Below are 17,798 nucleotides of genomic sequence, written 5' to 3'. Positions count from 1 at the left end.
GGCGTCGTCACGCCGCTGGAGGTTGACATGGCCGACAAGACCATCACCAAGACCGAGCTCGTCGCGAGCATCGCGAGCGCGACCGGTCAGAGCCAGGCCGCCGTCTCGGGCGTCCTCGACGCTCTGTTCGCCTCGGTCTCCGACTCCGTCGCCAAGGGCTCGAAGGTCTCGATCCCGGGCTGGATCGCCTTCGAGCAGGTCGACACCGCGGCCCGCACGGGCCGCAACCCGCAGACCGGCGCGGAGATCAAGATCCCCGCGGGCAAGCGCGTCAAGGTGACCGCCGGCTCGAAGCTCAAGGCCGCCGTCAAGTAAGACGGCTGCGACAAGGGGGCGGCGATCCTTCGGGACGCCGCCCCCTTCGGCGTGCCGGGCCGGGAAGCGCACAGCGGCGCGCGCATAGGGTGGGGACGTGACCCCCCGCGTGCTGCGGGCCGCTGGGCCCCTCATCCTCGTCGTCGCGTCGATCGCCGCCGTCATCGCGGGCCTCGTGATCGGCGGCGGCGCCGCTCCGCGCTTCAGCGGCGACCCGGGCGCGTTCGTGCGCTGGGGGCTCCCTGCGGCCAAGCTCCTCGTCAACCTCTCGGCCGCGACGATGGTCGGAGCCCTCGTGCTCGGCCTGTTCGGGCTGCGCGCGGGCGAGAAGGAGTTCGACGTCGCACTCGACACCGCCTCGGCGGGCGCGGCGGTCTTCACGGTGTCGAGCGGAGCCGTCGGGTTCCTCACGTTCATGAGCGCCTTCGCGCCCCAGCTCAGCCTCGGCCCGGAGTTCGGCGCACAGCTCGGGAACTACCTCGTCGGCTCCGAGACGGGGCGGGCGTGGCTCATCACGACGGTCATGGCCGCCGTGATCACGGTGCTCGCGTTCGCGATCCGCAGCTGGACCCCCGCGCTGCTCACGGCCGTCCTGGCGATCGCGAGCCTCGTCCCGATGGCCGCCCAGGGTCATTCGGGCGATCTCGCGAACCACAACGCCGCGGTCACGGCGCTCGCGCTGCACATCATCGGAGCCGCCGTGTGGCTCGGCGGCCTCCTGCTGCTCGTCATCGTGCGCCCGGCGATGGGAGAGGAGCGCCTGGGCCCGCTCCTCTCCCGCTACTCGACGCTCGCCCTCGTCGCGTTCGTGGTCGTGGCGGTGTCCGGATACGCCCGCGCGCTCACGTCGGTCGGACGGTGGGACGAGCTCTTCACGCCGTACGGCGTCATCCTCGTGGCGAAGATCGTCGCCCTGCTCGCCATGGGCGGGCTCGGAGCCCTGTACCGTCGCAGCCTCATCGCGAAGGCGGCGGACGGCAAGGGCGTCTTCTGGCGGCTCGTCGCGCTCGAGCTCGCGTTCATGGGAGTCGCGGCCGGCGCCGCCGCCGCGCTCGCGCGCACGTCCCCGCCCGGAGGCGAGGCGACGGCGCCGCAGACGACCCCCGCCGAGATCCTCACGGAGGCGCCGCTGCCGCCGGAGCTCACCCTCGAGCGCTGGCTCACGGCATGGGACGTCGACCTGCTGTGGGTCTTCGTCGTCGCGTTCGGGATCTTCTTCTACCTCGCGGGCGTCCGGCGCCTGCGCCGACGCGGCGACAGCTGGCCCGTCTACCGCACGGTGCTCTGGATCCTCGGTCTCCTCCTGCTGCTGTGGGTGACGTGCGGACCGCTCACCGCGTACGGCGACTACCTCTTCAGCGTGCACATGCTCGGGCACATGCTGCTGAGCATGGCCATCCCGCTGCTCCTCGTGCCGGGGGCCCCCGTGACGCTCGCGCTGCGCGCGATCCGCAAGCGCGACGACGGCACGCGCGGCGGGCGCGAGTGGATCCTCTGGGCCGTGCACAGCCCGTTCGCGCGCGTCGTCACGCATCCGTTCGTGGCGGCGGGGATCTTCATCGGCTCCCTCTGGACGTTCTACTACACCGATCTGTTCCGGTGGTCGCTGTACGACCACCTCGGGCACGAGTGGATGGTCGTCCACTTCCTGCTCTCGGGGTACCTCTTCGTCATGTCGCTCATCGGCATCGACCCGGTGCCGTACCGGCTGCCGTACGCGGGACGTCTCGTGACGCTCATCGTCACGATGGCGATGCACGCGTTCTTCGGCATCGCGATCATGAGCCAGTCGGGGCTCATGATCGCCGAGTGGTTCGGCGCGATGGGGCGGACGTGGGGGCCCACGCCGCTCGAGGACCAGTACGCGGGCGGCGGCATCGCGTGGTCGATCGGCGAGATCCCCACCCTCATCACGGCCATCGTCGTCGCGATCCAGTGGAGCCGCAGCGACGAGCGGATCCAGAGGCGCGAGGACCGCCACGCCGACCGCACGGGCGATGCCGAGCTCGAGGAGTACAACGCGCGGCTCGCGCGCCTCGCCGAGCGCGACGCGAAGCGCGGGCTCTGACGCCGGGCGATCGCTGCTCTTCGCTCCCGAACGTCGGAGAGATCGCGAACGCCGGACCGAATCGTCCCGAATCGTCCGGCGTTCGCGGTATCCCCGGCCCTGCGGTGCCCGGGCGAGCCCGGACACGCCCGCCGACCAGGAGTTCAGCCAGGGAACGTAGTCCATAGGAAGCGCATAGGCGCAACAGGGCGCGCGGAGGGGAACCGCGGTCAGGCTTGCGGTATCAATCGTTCCTCGAGAGGAGAGATCATGAGCCGTATCCCCGAGCCCAGCCAGACGCCGGAGGGTCCCGCGTACGAGGGCCGCCTCCTCGACCGTCCCGAGGAGGAGGTCGTCGACCAGGGCGCCGGATTCGACATCCGCACGCTCATCAGCCGGCGCGGCGTCATCAGCCTGGTGGGCGTCGGCGTGGGTGCGGCGACCCTCGCCGCCTGCGCCCCCGCGTCGTCGGGCTCGACCACGAGCACGTCGACGCCGTCCGGGTCGTCCGACACGTCGACGGGCACGACGACCCCGACCCCGTCGGAGACGGCCGAGGCGACGGAGGACATCGTCCTGCCCGACGCCGAGATCCCCGACGAGACCGCCGGCCCCTACCCCGGAGACGGATCCAACGGACCCGACGTCCTCGAGGAGAGCGGCATCGTCCGCAGCGACATCCGCACGAGCCTCGACGGAGGCGCGACGGCCGATGGCGTCCCCCTCTCCTTCAGCCTGACGATCACCGACATGGCGAACGGCGACGTGCCCTTCGAGGGCGTCGCCGTCTACGCGTGGCACTGCGACGCGCAGGGCCGCTACTCGATGTACTCCGAGGGCGTCGAGGACGTCACGTACCTCCGGGGCGTGCAGGTGGCGGACGCCGACGGCGCGGTCGCCTTCACCTCGATCTTCCCGGCGTGCTATTCGGGCCGGTGGCCGCACATCCACTTCGAGGTGTATCCGAGCGTCGACGACATCACCGATTCGGCCAATGCCATCGCGACCTCGCAGATGGCCATGCCGGAGGCGGCGCTCGCCGACGTCTACGCGCTCTCCGCATACGACGGATCGTCGTCGAACCTCGCGCAGGTGAGCCTCGCGAGCGACAACGTGTTCGGCGACGACTCCGGCGCCAGTCAGCTGCCTGTCCTGTCGGGGGACGTCGACAGCGGCTACATCGCCTCGCTCGTCGTCCGCGTCGACACGACCACGACCCCGACCGCGGGCGCCGCCCCCGACGGAGGCGGCGAGGGCGGTCCCGGCGGCGAGCCGCCCGCCGGGCCCTGACCCCGTCACGAGAACCGATACCCAGGAGGGAATCCCATGCTGCAGAACCTGACCGGATGGCACGCCATCGTCATCCTCGCCGTCGTCGTGCTCGTCTTCGGCGCCGCCAAGCTGCCCGCGCTCGCCAAGAGCGTCGGCCAGTCCGTCCGCATCCTCAAGAAGGAGGTCGCAGAGCCCGGAGCCCATGAGCCCGCCGCCGACGAGCGCCGCGCCGACGGCCGCGCGGCCGGCGAGGAGGCTCCGGCTCCCGTCGCGCTCGCCGCCGACGCCCCGTCGCCTCCGCACCCGCCGCTCCCGGAGCGCGCGGCGTCATGACCACCGCCACCGTCGCGCAGGGCAGCATGCCGCTGTCCGAGCACCTGCGGGAGGCCCGCAAGCGCGCCGTCCGCGCGGCGGTGGCGCTGGCCGTCGGAGCCGTGATCGGCTACCTGCTCTCCGACCAGATCCTCGACATCCTCCGCACGCCCGTGGCGGCGATCGCCGAGTCGCGCCAGGCGAGCCTCAACTACGACAGCGTGACGGGCGCCTTCGACCTGCGGCTGAAGATCGCGCTCTTCGCGGGCGTCGTGCTCTCCAGCCCCGTCTGGCTGTACCAGCTCTTCGCCTTCCTCACCCCGGGGCTGACCCGGCGCGAGAAGAGGTACACCTTCGGCTTCCTCTTCGCCGCGCTCCCGCTGTTCGCCGCGGGATGCGTCGCCGGCTTCGCGATGTTCCCGCACATGGTCGAGCTGCTCACGGGCTTCGCCTCGGAGGAGGACAGCACGATCCTCCAGGCGTCGTACTACTTCGACTTCGTCATGAAGATCGTCGTCGCGACCGGCGCCGCCTTCGTCCTCCCCGTCTTCGTCGTCATGCTGAACTTCCTCGGGGTGATCTCGGCGACGACCATCGCGAGGACCTGGCGCGTGAGCGTCGTCGCCATCGTGGCCTTCAGCGCGATGGTCACGCCCGCTGCCGACGTGCTGTCGATGTTCCTCATCGCGGTGCCCATGACGATGCTCTTCGCCGTCGCCTGCCTCATCGCCCATCTGCACGACCGCGCCGCCGGGCGCCGTCTCGACCGGACGGCCGCCGAGCCCGTCGCCGCCTAGGAGGGACACGCCGTGTTCGGACTGACCTTCGAGAAGCTCCTCGTCATCGCCGCGATCGCGGCCGTCGTCATCGGGCCGCAGCGCCTCCCCCGCTATGCGGAGAGGCTCGGCGAGCTCATCCGGGCGTTCCGGGCGTTCCTGGACGCCGCCCGCGAACGCACCGCGGCGGAGACGGGCCTCTCCGCCGAGGACTGGAAGGCTCTCGACCCCCGCCGGTACGATCCCCGCCGGATCGTGCGCGAGGCGCTCGAGCCCGTTCCGGCGGCGAGCGAGGCGCCCGGCGACGTGCCGAGGATCGCGGTGTCCGCCGCGGGGCCGGACGTCGCGCACGAGCGCCCCGATCCCGAGGGCGTCGTCCTCGGCGGCGAGATGCGGCCCGGCCCCGCGCCGGTCCCGGTCGCGACTCCGTCCCCCGTCGCGGCCGGCGGCGAGGGCTCCGTGCTGGAGGGCCCCGTGCGCGAGGGCGTGGACGGAGCCGTCGCCGGCGACGAGCCCGCCCCCGCGCGGCGGATGAAGTGGGTCGTGGTCGGCGGGTCGTCCGGGCATCCCCGCCGCATGCTCGTGGAGGTCGACGAGGACGACCGGGCCGGCGCCGCGGCGCCGGACGATGCCGCTGAGCGGGACGGCGCCGTCTCCCCGTCCCGCGCCGCGAACCGGCCCGGCATCGCCGCCTGACGGCCTGCGCGGGGCCGTGCGCTCAGAGGTCCGGCGACCCGATGCTGATGGCGGCGGAGCCGTCGGCGAGGATGTCGATGGTGCCGTCGATCGTGAAGGTCACGTCCTGGCTGATGTGGAAGAACGATCCGTCGTAGATCGACTGCACGTCCATCTCGATGTGGGCGATGCCGCCGGCGGGGGCGATCGCCCAGTAGGCGCCGTTCGGGACGACGGCGACCTTCGGCTGGACGACGATCGACCAGGTGGGGACCTGGGCGCGCTCGTACGTCTCATAGCCGAACGGGCAGCCGGTCGGGTTCAGCACCTGCTGGGTCGCGCAGTCCTCGAGGAAGTCGTGCACCTGATCGGAGACGATGTCGGTGAACTCGTCCGTCGGCTGGGCCTGCACGTCCACCTCGACCTCGGCCAGCGGCTGCACCGCGAGCGACTGCACGGGCCGGGCCTCGGCGGCCGCGGTGTCGACGGACACGGCGTAGGCGCCCGGCGTGAAGACGAGCAGCGGCACGGGGTCGAGCGGCTGGGCGTCGACGCCGTCCGGCGACACCTGGCGCTTGTCGAGCTCGAAGTCGTTCACGGTGAAGCGCATCGAGCCGCGCACGGTGACGTCGATGACCGCCAGCGGGGTCGTCTCGAAGCGCCACGAGGGGACGAGCCCCGACCATCCGTCCTGTTCCACGCGGAACGTCGAGCGTCCGGTGTCGCCGCCTGCGCGATACGCGATCGTGACCTCGGCGACGCCGTCGACCATCCGCGAGCCGGTCACCTCCACGTCGGCGAGCTCGTCGGTCAGCGCCGACTGGCGCAGCAGCGCGTCGCTGACGGTCGCGGGGATGCCGGCGGCCTCGAGGACGGACGAGTCGACGGCGACGCCCGGGACGGTCAGGGCGTCCGCCGCGCGGCCGTCCGCGAGCAGGGCGACGTAGCGCTCGACGAACGCCTCCGGTCCCCAGAACTCGCGGTACAGGGATGCGAAGCCGGCGGCGACCGCGCCGAGGAGCAGGGACCCGATGACGACGAACGCCGTCGCCTCGAGCGGCCGGCTCCGCGGGCGGGGACGTCGTGCGGGGGCGGCGCGGGGCGGAGAGGGCGTGCCGAAGGGGACCTCGCCCGTGGGGGCGGTGTCCGTCGAGGCCGACTCCATGCGGCCAGTCTAGGAACGCCATACCGGGCGGAGCCTGCGAAAGGCCGTGCGACGTCCTGCGCGGCGCGGCCTCGGCGGTGGAAGTCGTCCCTACGATGGACGGGTGACCGCCCCCGCTCTCTCGGCGGAGCAGGAGGCCCTGTTCCGCCTCATCGAGGACACGCGCGAGCATGTCTTCATCACGGGCCGCGCCGGCACGGGCAAGTCGACGCTGCTGCGGCACCTCACGTGGAACACGAGCAAGCAGGTGGCGATCTGCGCCCCCACGGGCGTGGCCGCGCTCAACGTCGAGGGCCAGACCATCCACTCGCTCTTCAAGCTGCCCATCGGCCTCATCGCCGACCAGGACCTCGATCAGAGCGACGCGACGCGCAAGCTCCTGAACGCGATCGACACGCTCGTCATCGACGAGATCTCGATGGTCAACGCCGACCTCATGGACGGCATCGACCGCTCGCTGCGCCAGGCGCGCGGACGGCGCCGTGAGCCATTCGGCGGCGTGCAGATCGTCATGTTCGGCGACCCCTATCAGCTCGCGCCCGTCCCGCCGCGGGGCGACGAGGCGCGGTACGTCTCCGACCACTACCGCTCGTTCTGGTTCTTCGACGCGCACGTGTGGGCGGGCTCGGAGGCGGGCGGCGACGGGCTCATCGACCTGGGCCGGCACGGCGCCGAGCTGAACATCCGCGAGCTCACCCACATCCACCGCCAGTCCGACGACGGGTTCAAGGCCATGCTCAACGCCGTGCGCTACGGCCGCGTCACGGCCGACATCGCCGAGCGGCTCAACACGGCGGGCGCGCGCACGCCGCCGTCCGACGCGCAGGACCCCCTCATCACCCTCGCCACGCGCAACGACCGCGTCAACGCCATCAACGCGAAGCACCTCGCCGCGCTCGGCGGCCGCGAGCAGACCGCCGTCGCCGAGATCAGCGGCGACTTCGGCCGCGGCGACGTCTACCCCGCCGACGAGAACCTCAGGCTCAAGGCCGGGGCGCAGGTGATGTTCCTGCGCAACGACGTCGCAGGGCCGGACGGCCCGCGCTGGGTGAACGGGACGATCGGCACGGTGACGCGGATCCTGGGCGACTCCGTGCGCGTCGACGTCGACGGGGAGGAGTTCGACGTCGAGCCGGCCGTGTGGGAGAAGCACCGGTACTCCTACGACGCGTCGTCGAAGAAGCTGAGCCGCGACGTCGTGGCGGAGTTCACGCAGTTCCCGCTGCGGCTCGCGTGGGCCGTCACGATCCACAAGTCGCAGGGGAAGACGTACGACCGCGCCGTCGTCGACCTCGGCTCCGGCGCCTTCGCGCCGGGGCAGACGTATGTCGCGCTCAGCCGGCTCACCTCCCTCGACGGGCTGTACCTCTCGCGGCCGCTGCGCCCGAGCGACATCCGCGTCGACGAGGACGTCCGCCGCTTCATGCGCGCCGCGTGGGAGCGCGAGGGCTCCGCGATGCGCTCCGCGTCCGCCGTCTGAGCCTCGCCGCCGCGCGCCCGTCCGGCTCAGCCGTCCGGTGGGATGGCCGGGAGCGGCGGGAGTATACGTGGCGGCGAATCCGAATATCACGGTTCGGCATCCACGCCGGGTCGGGCACGCAGGGTCGCCTAAACTCGGAGGCGGAGCAACTGGGGGGTTGTGGAATGCGGAGATCGACTGTGCGCGCGAGCGTCAGGCGCGCGACAGCGGTCGTGGCGGGCCTGCTCGCCGTCGCGATGACGGCGTCGGGATGCACGCCGACGACGTCGCGGGCGGCCGCGGACTCCCTCGTCGCCATCCCGGGAGCGGACCTCTCGGAGGACACGGTCGGGCAGCTCGAGTCCGCCGTGAACCATGCGATCGCGGCATCCGGCGCGACCGGCGCGCTCGTGGCCGTCTGGATCCCGTGGGCGGGCGCCTGGGTCGAGGGCCTCGGCACGACGGGCCCCGACTCCGACGAGCCCGTGACGACCGACATGCACTTCCGCATCGGCGACATCACGCGTGCCATGACGTGCGACGTGCTCTACGAGCTCGCCGACGAGGGCGTCGTCGCGCTCGACGATCCGGTGACCGAGTGGGTCACGAGCGTTCCGAACCTCTCCGACATCACGCTGCAGCAGCTGTGCGACGGCACGAGCGGCCTGGGCGACGGCCGGGCGCGTCTCGACTACCAGTTCAACGCGACGCCGGAGCGCGTCTGGAACCCGCGCGAGATCGCCGCGGCCGGCATCGCGGACCGCGGGCGCGTGGGCGTCGAGGTGCGCGACTCGGACGCCGCGTACGTCCTCCTCGGCATGGCGCTCGAGGGGGCGACGCGCGAGAGCGCGCAGGAGCTCTTCGCCGAGCACGTCACCGAGCCCCTGGACCTCGACGGCACCGAGCTGCCGTCGTCGGCTCCCGCGGCGCCCGGAGACCCCGCGCTGCCGGGCTACATCTCGTTCCGCGCCGACCGTGCGGAGGGCTGCGTCGCGCCGTCCGAGTACACGACGATCTCCTCGAGCATGGGCTTCACCGACTCCGGCGCGACGAGCACGATCACCGATCTCGCCCGCTACGGCCAGTCGCTGGCGATGGGCGCCGTCGACGGGGACGGCGAGCTCGGCGAGCGCTGGTCGAAGGCGATGCCGTTCGAGGACGCGGAGTACGTCGGCGGGGCCTACCTCGCCGGCTCGATGATCGGCCAGAAGGGCTCGGCCTCCGGCTACCTCACGAGCGTCTACGCCGACACGGAGACGGGCATGACCGTGGCCGTGGCCCTCAACAACTCCGCGGCGAGCGCCGACCTCGCGGGCGCCCTCGCGAAGGAGCTGGCCGCGATCGCGTCGAAGGCTCCCGCCGCCGACGGGCAGGAGCAGCCCGAGTTCGGCCTGCCGTGGACGGCGGAGGACTTCCACCAGGTGGTCGCGGAGAAGGCCGTCTGCCCGATCGACTGAGGCCGGCGCGCGACCCGCGTCGCCGTACCGGCGCCGCACGTGCCCATGCGTGTGCCAGCGCGTACGCGTGCATGCGGCAACTAGGATGGGTGGGCGCCACCATCCGCTCCGTCTGCCGATCAGGACCCCATGACCTCCTCCTCCGATCCCGAAGATGAGACGACCGGCGACGCGGGAAGCCCATACGCCCGTCTCCGCGCCGAGGTGATCACGCACGCGATCGCGTCCGGCAGCGTGCTCACCGAGACCTCCGTCGGTGCACGCTACGGCGTTTCGCGCACGCCCGCGCGCGAGGCGCTCACACGCTTGGAGCAGGACCGGCTCGTGGAGCGCGTTCCGCGCGGCTACCGGGTTCGCGTCTCGACCGCCGAGGACGTCATGGAGCTGTACGAGGCGCGGATATCGCTGGAGTCGACCGCCGCGGCGTCGGCCGCCATGCGCCGGACGGAGCTCGACCTCGCGCGGCTTCAGCACCTGTCCGACCGTCTGACGGCCGCGACGGACGTCGCCGACGTCACGGCCGTCAACGCCCAGTGGCACGAGACTCTCTGGATCGCGGCGCACAACAGCGCCCTCGAGGACCTGCTGCAGCGCGTCATCGCCCAGATGCGGTTGTTCGACGACGGCCCGGTGGGCGCTCCGCCGAGCGTGGAGGAGACGATCCAGGAGCACGCCCGCATCCTCGCCGCCGTCCGGGCGAACGACGCGGAGGAGGCGCGCGTCGCGCTCGCGGATCATCTGGGCCGCACCCGTGACATCCGCCTCGCCGCGCTCGCCCGCACCCCGGTGCCGACCCGCTGACCTTCCTCGCATCCGGGGCCGTCGTACGTTCCGGATGCGTCACAGGGGAGCGCCCGCGGGAACCGGCGGAAGCCCCAGCCGTGCCAGCGGCCTCTGGTCTCCCGCCGACACGGCGGCCACGGCGAGCGACGCGGGGCTCGCGTCCGAGTGCGCGCGGTCGAGCGCATCGAGGACCGAACGCCGCGCCCGGAGCGTGAGGCGGCCGCTTCCCAGGGCGTGGAGGAGATGCCGTCGCAGCGCCTCGGCTCCGATGCCGTCGGCCTCCGCGAACAGCGCCGCAGCGATCTCCTCGATGCCGGGGATGTCCTCGTCGGCCTGTCGCTGGGTGGAGAGGCGATTGAGGCGAGCGACCTCGAACACCTCTGCCGCGACGAGGGAGACGGCGGCCTGTGCGTGGGCCTCTTCGTCGGCGAGGGGACCGAGCCGCCCGCCGGCGGCGGGTACGGCGTCTCCTCGGACATGACGGATGGAGGGCGATGCGAGCAGACGGCCGGCGGAGGGGTGCACGGCAGCCACCCGCGTCGAGACGAGCGGTGCCAGCACACGGAGTGCACGACGCTGCAGCCCGGCCGGGACGGGCGACGGCAGCAGGCGCGGGTCGTCGACGACCTCCGCGGCGAGCGCATACGCGTGGTCCACGCCGCCCAGGAGACGTGCGACGCGCGCGACCTCGAAGCGGTGCAGCAGGTGCAGCAGCCCGAACCGGTTCTCGATCTCGCTCGCATCGGCGTCCGGCGGCGCGACGGCGGGACCGAAGCGGAGGAGCGCCGCCGTGCGGACCTCGAGGACTCGTTCGAGGGCGGCGAAGACGTCGCCCACGTCGTCGCCGAGGGGGAGCGTCCAGGGAACCGCGTGCGGCGACGCGGCCGCGGGAGCGTGACCGTCGGCGTCCGTCAGGAATCGCAGCGTCGTGCGGTCGCGAAGACCTGCTGCGGCCTCTGCCGGGCCGTAGTTGTGGGCGACGAGGTACCGGTCCCATTCGCCGAGACCGTCACGATAGGCTCCCCGGAGACTCGGGCGCCCCAGGCTGTCGAGGGACACGACCGGATGCGGGTAGTCCATCACCGAAGGGGAGGGATGCTCGGTGGAGGCGTAGTTGTGGACGAAGCCGAGGGCGTGCCCGATCTCATGGGCCGCGAGCTGACGGACGCGTGCGACGAGAGCGTCGCCGATCTCGTCGAGGCGCTCGGCCTCGTCATCTGCGCCGAACGGAGCGACCAGCGCCTCGAAGAGCGTGCGCAGCTGGGCGATGCGCTGCGCGCCGAGCCGGACGCTTCCCCGCAGGATCTCGCCGGTCGACGGGTCGCTCACCGCGTGGCCCATCGACCATCCGCGCTGAGCGCGGTGCACCCACCAGACGGGGTTCACGCCCGTCTCCCACGGATCCGCCTCGTCCCGTCGCACCTCTACCGAGTAGACGCCGGGAAGGCCTGCGGCCTCGAACGCGTCGCCCCACCAGCCGCCGCCGTCGACCACCGCGCTCCGGAAAGGCTCGGGGATCGCCGGATCGACGCTGAACACGATCGGTCTGTCCGTGCGGAATGCGGGACGGAGCAGCGAGAGGGCGCGGTTCTCGGTGATCCGGGCGGGAGCGAGACGACGCTTTCCGTACGTTCCGGAGCGGGGATGGAACGCGCGAGGCGCGAATCCCCGCGGGAACGGCCGGATGACCACGCGCTGCTCCACGACGAAGGACCGCGCGTCGGGGACGACCGCGCGCAGCGCGTCGGGCGGGCGACGAGCCGTGGTGAACACGAGGACGCCGGCCAGGACGACCCCCTCCGCGCCGCCGCGTGTCGCAGCCGGATCCGCCGTGGAGAGCGACGGATCGACGGTGTACGGCACGGCATCGGGGAGCGGGCCCCGCAACGTGTCTGCGCCGTGGCTCACGACGCCCGCGATGTCGAACACGTCGGCGGCGGCGAGGGGCGTGAGATCGACGAACGTCGCGTCGCGCAGACGCGCGGGCAGGATGGACGACCACTCCGAGCGTTCGTCGTCGACGACGGGGAGCACGGCGAGCACCGACCGTGCGAAGGCGTCTTCGACCGCGCGCCGTTGCGCGCGGTCGCCCGCGCTCCCGGGAAGCGGCGGTCCTCCGACGCCGAGATCCCGCGCCAGCGACTCGAGGTGCACGGCCCGTCCGCGGCGGACGGCCCGGACGATGTGGAGCGGCCCGGGGTTGCCGCGGTCGAGGGGCAGGACGCTCGTCCCCACGCCGGTGGACAGCCCGCCGTACAGGAGGAAGTGCTCGTCCGGGGGCGGCAGGACGGAGACGATCCTCCCCGTGACGGCGTCGACGATCAGCGGGACACGCCCGTCGACGAGGGTCGGCGCCCTCATCGTGAGGCCGCCAGACGCCCGGGGATCGCCTCGATGAGACCGCGTGTGTACTCGTGCCGAGGCTCGGCGAAGACCGTGCCCGCGTCACCCGACTCGACCACCTGTCCGTGGCGCATCACGGCGACCTCGTCGGCGAGCTCGCGGACGACGGCCAGGTCGTGGGAGATGAAGAGATAGGCGAGGCCCAGGTCCTGCTGCAGCTCCCGCAGCAGCGACAGGATCTGCGCCTGAACGGACACGTCGAGCGCTGACACGGGTTCGTCGCACACGACGAGATCGGGCGAGAGCGCCAGTGCGCGGGCGATCGCGACGCGCTGGCGCTGACCGCCGGACAGCTGGTGCGGACGGCGGCTCGCGAACCCCTCTGGCAAGCCCACGCGGTCGAGCAGCTCCACGACGCGGGCGCGACGGCTGCTGCGGTCGCCGACGCGGAAGCTCCGCAGCGGCTCCGCGACGATGCGCTCGACGTCCCACTGCGGGCTCAGGGAGCTGTAAGGGTTCTGCTGGATCAGCTGGAAGCGGCGCCGGGCGGCGCGAAGCCGGCTGTTCGAGAGGCCGCCGAGATCGAGGCCGTCGAAGGACACGTCCCCCGCCGTGGCGCGTTCGAGGCCCATCACGAGGCGCGCCATCGTCGACTTGCCGGAGCCGGACTCGCCGACGATCGCGAGCGTGCGTCCGCGGGGGATCTCGAGCGAGACGTCGTCGACCGCGCGGAAGCGGAATCGTGATCCGTCTGGTCGCGTCGCGGCGAACTCCTTCACGAGGTTCCGTGCGATGACGAGCGGTTCCGCGCCCTCCGACGCGCGGAGCCGTCGGGCGCCATCCGGATCGCGCCGGCCGGGTATGGACGCCACGAGGCGCCGAGTGTATGTCGCTCGGGGGCATCCGAGCACCTGCCCCGCGGTGCCCGACTCGACGATCCGGCCCTGTTCCATCACGACGATCCGATCCGCTCGGTCTGCCGCGACGCCGAGGTCGTGCGTCACGAACAGCAGGGCCGTCCCCTGCTCCCGCCGGAGGAGGTCGAGTCGGTCGAGCACCTGTCGCTGCACTGTGACGTCCAGGGCGCTCGTCGGCTCGTCGGCGATGATGAGCTCGGGCCGGCACGCCCACGCGATGGCGATGAGCACACGTTGCCTCATGCCGCCCGAGAGCTGGTGCGGATACTGCCGCGCCCTCCGTGCGGGCTCGTCGATGCCGGCCTCCGCGAGCAGCCCGACCGCTTGCTCCCGCGCGGCGGGACCCCGCGCGATCCCGTGCACCTCGAGGCTCTCCGCGACCTGCGCGCCGACTCTCTGCGTCGGGTCGAGCGATACGGTCGGGTCCTGGGGGATGAACCCGATCCGTCGTCCGCGCAGCTCTCGCAGGCTTCGGGGAGCGAGCCCGAGGAGATCGGTCTCCGACCGCCAGAGCACCGTGCCCGACGTGATCGTCGCCGTCGCGGGGAGCAGGCCGATGAGCGAGAGCGCGGTGGTCGACTTCCCGGAGCCCGACTCGCCGACGATGGCGACGGACTCCCCGGGCGCGACGGAGAATCCCACGCCGTCGACGGCCGCATCGGCGTCTCCGTATCGGATGGTCAGGCCGGACACCTCGAGCAGGAGGCCGGCGCTCGAGCCGGCTTCGGTCGTCATCGTCCGCTCCTCTGGGCGTAGCGGGCCTGGATCACGCGCGACACCTGGTCGGTCGACAGGACGACCGCGACGATCACGAGTCCGGGCAGGGTCACGAGCCACCACGAGGTGGCGAGGTAGTCGCGCCCGCCGGAGACGAGGGCGCCCCATTCGGGGGCGGGCGGCGGCTCGCCGTAGCCGAGGAAGCTCAGCCCGGCGATCGCGAGCAGCGCCTGCCCGAACTCGATGGCGATGAGGACGACGATCGGTCCGCGTGCGTTCGGCAGAACGTGGTGCGCGGCGATCTCCCACCATCGTGCGCCGCCGGCCCGGGACGCCTCGACGTAGTCGGCGACCTTGACCTTGAGCACCTCGCTCCGCATGGTGCGGGCGATGCCGCCGATCCCCGCGAGGCCCACGGCGAGCGCGACGGCCGTGGCGCCACGGCCCATGATCGTGATGATCGCCATCGACATGAGGATGTTGGGGACGGCGAGGAAGACGTCGGTGAGGCGCATGATCGCGTCGTCGACCCAGCCGCCCAGATAGCCGGCGAGGAGGCCGAGGGCGGAGCCCACGACGATGGCGGTCGCGACGGCGGTCACGGCGCCCGCGAGCGAGAGCGATGCGCCGTGCACGACGCGGGAGAACAGGTCTCGCCCGAGCTGGTCGGTTCCGAAGAGATGGCCCGCGCCGGGCGGCAGGAGCTTGTCCGCACCGACGCCGAGCAGCGGGTCGGCGGGGGCGAACAGTGACGGGAGGAACGCCCAGGCGACGACGGTCGCGAGGACGGCGACGGCGAGCACGAGACCCGTGTGACGCAGGGCCGCTCCGACACGGCCGCGCCGTCGATCGGGGGACGACGGGATGAGACCGTCCGCATCCTGCGCGGCGGGGAGGGTCGTGAGCGTCATGCGGCAGCCTTCTCGAGACGGATGCGCGGATCCAGGACGGTGTAGAGGAGGTCGACGATGAGACTCACGACCACGAAGACCGCCGCGGCGAGCAGGACGACGCCCTGCACGACGGGGACGTCCTTCTGCGAGACGGCGGTCGCGGCGAGCTGCCCGAGGCCGTTGCGGGAGAACACGGTCTCGGTGAGCACCGCTCCGCCGAGGAGCCCCGCCACGACGAGGCCCACCGTCGTGAGCGTGGGCAGCGACGCGTTGCGCAGAGCATGACGGAAGAACAGGCGGAGGTGCCCGACGCCCTTGGCCCGCAGCACGTCGGCATACGGTTCCGCGACGGTCGTCGTCAGGCTCTTGTGGAGCACCTGGGCGATCGCCGCCGAGATCGGGATGCCGAGGCTGATGGCGGGGAGCACGATCCCAGACGGACCGCGCGCCCCGAACGCCGGGAGCCATCCGAGCTGGAACGAGAACACCTGAAGGAGGACGAGACCGACCCAGAAGGTGGGAAGCGACGCGCTCAGCGGCGGAAGCGCGAGCAACAGGCCCCTGAGCCATGCGCGGTGCGTGAGGGCTGCCGAGAGGGCGATGCCGAAGCCGAGGACGAGCCCGACGACGAGCGCTGAGAAGGCCAGCGCCAGCGTCGACGGCGCGGCCTGGACGAGCAGCGTCGTCACGTCGACGCCGTTCTGGTAGGAACTGCCGAGATCTCCCCTGAGCAGTCCTCCGAGCTGGTCGAGGTACTGGACGACGAAGGGCCGGTCGGTCCCGAACTCCGCCTTGATGGCGGCGAGCTGCTCGGCGCTGAGCTGACGGAGCTGCTCGTCGCCGAGCATGAGCTCGACGGGGTCGCCGGGGACGACGAACAGGACGGCGAACGAGAGGGTGAACGCCAGCCACAGGACGATCAGCGCGTGGAGCACGCGCCGGACGAGGAATCTCGACATGGGGCTCCATCTCCGGTGGGGCGGCGGGTCGGGCCGTCCCACCGGAGCGGGTCAGGACGTCAGGGAGACGTCGTACAACGTGATGAGCGAGAAGGAGTCGAACCGGAGGCCCTCCACCTTTTCGGAGGTTCCGACCACCTGCACGAGCTGGGCGAGCGGGAACGCCCAGTTCTGCTCGACGATCAGCTCCTGCGCGTCCGAGACGACCGCCCAGCGGTCGGCGGTGTCGGCGATCGTGCGCTGCTCGTCGAGAAGCGCGTCGAGCGTCGCCACCGCCTCGTCGGCGGGGTCGAGGAACGCCGAGTTCGACAGCGACGTCGAGAAGACGGTGCGCAGGATGTCGGGGTCGGGCCGGGAGAAGGACGCCTGCCGGAGGTCGTAGTCGCCCGCCGTGGCGGCCGATGTGAACTCCGCGGCCGTCACCTGGAGCAGCTCGAGCTCGATGCCGACGGCCCGCAGCTGCTGCTGCAGGTACTCGTAGACGTTGGGCTGGTAGAAGTACAGGACGCTCACCGACAGGCGCTCGCCGTCCTTCTCCCGGATGCCGTCGTCGCCGACGACCCAGCCGGCCTCGTCGAGGATCCGTGCGGCGGCATCCGCGTCGGTCTGGAGCTCTTCCGACAGATCCGTGTATCCGGGCGTGGTCTCGCCGAGGACGCTCGTGGCGACGCCGTAGGAGGGGGTGAGCACGACGTCGGCGATCTCCTGCCGGTCGATCGCGAGCTGGATCGCCTCGCGTACGTCGTCGTCCTGAAGCACGGTCGATCCCTCGATGTTCGGGGCGATCGCCGTGACCACGCCCGGATTGACCCGGGACAGCACGGGGAATCCCGTTCCGTCGAGTGTCGCCTCGTCCTGGGACTGGATGGTCGTGGCGATGTCGACCTGGTCGGACTGCAGGGCGCCCGTCCGCACGCTCGGCTCGGCGCTCACGGAGTATTCCACCGCGTCGACGTAGGCACGCCCGTCGTGCCCGGCCAGGCCTGTGGCCCAGTCGTAGTCCTCACGTGCGACGAGGCGTGCGCTCTCACCGGCGACGTACTCGTCGAAGACGAAGGGCCCGCTGCCGATGAGCCCTTCGCCGAGGCAGCGATCGTCGTACGGCGTCGCGATCGCCTCCGCGCTGAGTATGCCCAGGGAGCGGCTCGCGGCTCCCGCGAGGAATGCGGCGTTGGGCTTCTCGAACCGCACGGTGAGGTGGGTGTCGTCCTCGACCGCGGTCTCGGCGTAGCCCGAGAGGAACGCCGCGCCGGTGGCCGTCTTGCCCGGGTCCTCCAACACGTGCTCGTAGCTCGCCTTGACCGATTGCGCCGTGAGAGGGGTGCCGTCGGAGAAGGTGATGCCGGATCGGAGCACGAAGCTGTACTCGGTCGCGTCCTCGGAGATCTCCCATGACTCCGCGAGCCAGGGCACGAAGTCCCCCGTCTCCGGGTCCTGGTCGACGAGGGAGTCGACGATCTGGCGGCCGATGACGCCGCTCGCGATGAGGTTGCTCTGCGTGGGGTCGAGGCAGATCGGGTCGGCATCGATCGCGATACGCAGCGTGCCGCCCTCGACGGGCGCGTCCGCGGAGGCGTCCGCCTGGGGCTCGCCCGAACAGGCGGAGAGCAGGAGGGCGCTTGCGGCGAGGATCCCGAGGGCCGCGGCGCGGGGCCGACGGCCGGCGGGGCGGGGGATGGTCATATGGGGGTTCCTTCTGTGGTGAGTT

15 protein-coding genes are annotated in these 17,798 nt (G+C 72.0%); 9 read left to right on the top strand and 6 right to left on the bottom strand.

The annotated features are described in order from the left end of the window. Window positions 1-27: 27 nt before the first annotated feature. From N8K70_RS16255 to N8K70_RS16230, 6 genes are all read left to right on the top strand, one after another. On the top strand, window positions 28-315 hold the full coding sequence (locus N8K70_RS16255; RefSeq protein WP_317139397.1) for an HU family DNA-binding protein: 288 nt from the start codon (window positions 28-30) through the stop codon (window positions 313-315). 97 nt (window positions 316-412) lie between these two features. Continuing rightward, window positions 413-2,383 (top strand): cytochrome c oxidase assembly protein, encoded by a 1,971-nt coding sequence (locus tag N8K70_RS16250; RefSeq protein ID WP_317139396.1) that lies wholly within the window; start codon window positions 413-415, stop codon window positions 2,381-2,383. A 249-nt stretch (window positions 2,384-2,632) separates the two neighbouring features. Then, window positions 2,633-3,652, top strand: a complete 1,020-nt coding sequence (locus tag N8K70_RS16245; protein ID WP_317139395.1) for an intradiol ring-cleavage dioxygenase — start codon at window positions 2,633-2,635, stop codon at window positions 3,650-3,652. A gap of 36 nt (window positions 3,653-3,688) precedes the next feature. Beyond that, window positions 3,689-3,967 carry a twin-arginine translocase TatA/TatE family subunit gene (locus N8K70_RS16240; protein WP_317139394.1) on the top strand — a complete coding sequence of 93 codons (279 nt, stop codon included), beginning with the start codon at window positions 3,689-3,691 and terminating at the stop codon, window positions 3,965-3,967. Next, window positions 3,964-4,743, top strand: coding sequence for a twin-arginine translocase subunit TatC (gene tatC, locus N8K70_RS16235; protein ID WP_317139393.1), 780 nt, complete (start codon window positions 3,964-3,966; stop codon window positions 4,741-4,743). Before N8K70_RS16240 ends, tatC begins: the two co-directional genes overlap by 4 nt. Window positions 4,744-4,755: 12 nt before the next feature. Then, on the top strand, window positions 4,756-5,418 hold the full coding sequence (locus N8K70_RS16230) for a twin-arginine translocase TatA/TatE family subunit (protein WP_317139392.1): 663 nt from the start codon (window positions 4,756-4,758) through the stop codon (window positions 5,416-5,418). A 22-nt stretch (window positions 5,419-5,440) separates the two neighbouring features. Here the strand turns inward: N8K70_RS16230 and N8K70_RS16225 are convergent, their stop codons facing one another. Then, window positions 5,441-6,562 carry a hypothetical protein gene (locus N8K70_RS16225; protein WP_317139391.1) on the bottom strand — a complete coding sequence of 374 codons (1,122 nt, stop codon included), beginning with the start codon at window positions 6,560-6,562 and terminating at the stop codon, window positions 5,441-5,443. A gap of 103 nt (window positions 6,563-6,665) precedes the next feature. Between N8K70_RS16225 and N8K70_RS16220 the strand changes: the two genes are divergently transcribed. From N8K70_RS16220 to N8K70_RS16210, 3 genes are all read left to right on the top strand, one after another. Next, a complete protein-coding gene (locus N8K70_RS16220; RefSeq protein ID WP_317139390.1) occupies window positions 6,666-8,042 on the top strand; it encodes an ATP-dependent DNA helicase in 1,377 nt (458 codons plus the stop codon). Between the two features lie 179 nt (window positions 8,043-8,221). Next, window positions 8,222-9,478 (top strand): serine hydrolase domain-containing protein, encoded by a 1,257-nt coding sequence (locus N8K70_RS16215; protein WP_317139389.1) that lies wholly within the window; start codon window positions 8,222-8,224, stop codon window positions 9,476-9,478. Window positions 9,479-9,607: 129 nt separating this feature from the next. Next, a complete protein-coding gene (locus N8K70_RS16210) occupies window positions 9,608-10,279 on the top strand; it encodes a GntR family transcriptional regulator (RefSeq protein WP_317139388.1) in 672 nt (223 codons plus the stop codon). A gap of 39 nt (window positions 10,280-10,318) precedes the next feature. On the opposite strand, the gene N8K70_RS16205 is transcribed toward N8K70_RS16210, so the two are convergent. The 5 genes from N8K70_RS16205 to N8K70_RS16185 are packed head-to-tail and all read right to left on the bottom strand — an operon-like array spanning window position 10,319 to window position 17,773. Next, complete coding sequence (locus N8K70_RS16205) at window positions 10,319-12,622, bottom strand: zinc-dependent metalloprotease (protein WP_317139387.1); 2,304 nt, start codon at window positions 12,620-12,622, stop codon at window positions 10,319-10,321. After that, window positions 12,619-14,256, bottom strand: a complete 1,638-nt coding sequence (locus N8K70_RS16200; protein WP_317139386.1) for an ABC transporter ATP-binding protein — start codon at window positions 14,254-14,256, stop codon at window positions 12,619-12,621. The genes N8K70_RS16205 and N8K70_RS16200 overlap by 4 nt, the downstream gene beginning before the upstream one ends. Then, window positions 14,253-15,149 (bottom strand): ABC transporter permease, encoded by an 897-nt coding sequence (locus N8K70_RS16195; RefSeq protein ID WP_317139385.1) that lies wholly within the window; start codon window positions 15,147-15,149, stop codon window positions 14,253-14,255. Before N8K70_RS16195 ends, N8K70_RS16200 begins: the two co-directional genes overlap by 4 nt. After that, window positions 15,146-16,090, bottom strand: a complete 945-nt coding sequence (locus N8K70_RS16190) for an ABC transporter permease (protein WP_317139384.1) — start codon at window positions 16,088-16,090, stop codon at window positions 15,146-15,148. The genes N8K70_RS16195 and N8K70_RS16190 overlap by 4 nt, the downstream gene beginning before the upstream one ends. Window positions 16,091-16,141: 51 nt before the next feature. Then, window positions 16,142-17,773: an ABC transporter substrate-binding protein gene (locus tag N8K70_RS16185; protein ID WP_317139383.1), complete on the bottom strand. Its 1,632-nt coding sequence runs from the start codon at window positions 17,771-17,773 to the stop codon at window positions 16,142-16,144. Window positions 17,774-17,798 lie beyond the last annotated feature (25 nt).

It is taken from the genome of Microbacterium sp. AB, assembly GCF_032878875.1.
GTDB lineage: Bacteria > Actinomycetota > Actinomycetes > Actinomycetales > Microbacteriaceae > Microbacterium > Microbacterium betulae.
This window is presented reverse-complemented; position numbering and strand designations above follow the sequence as displayed.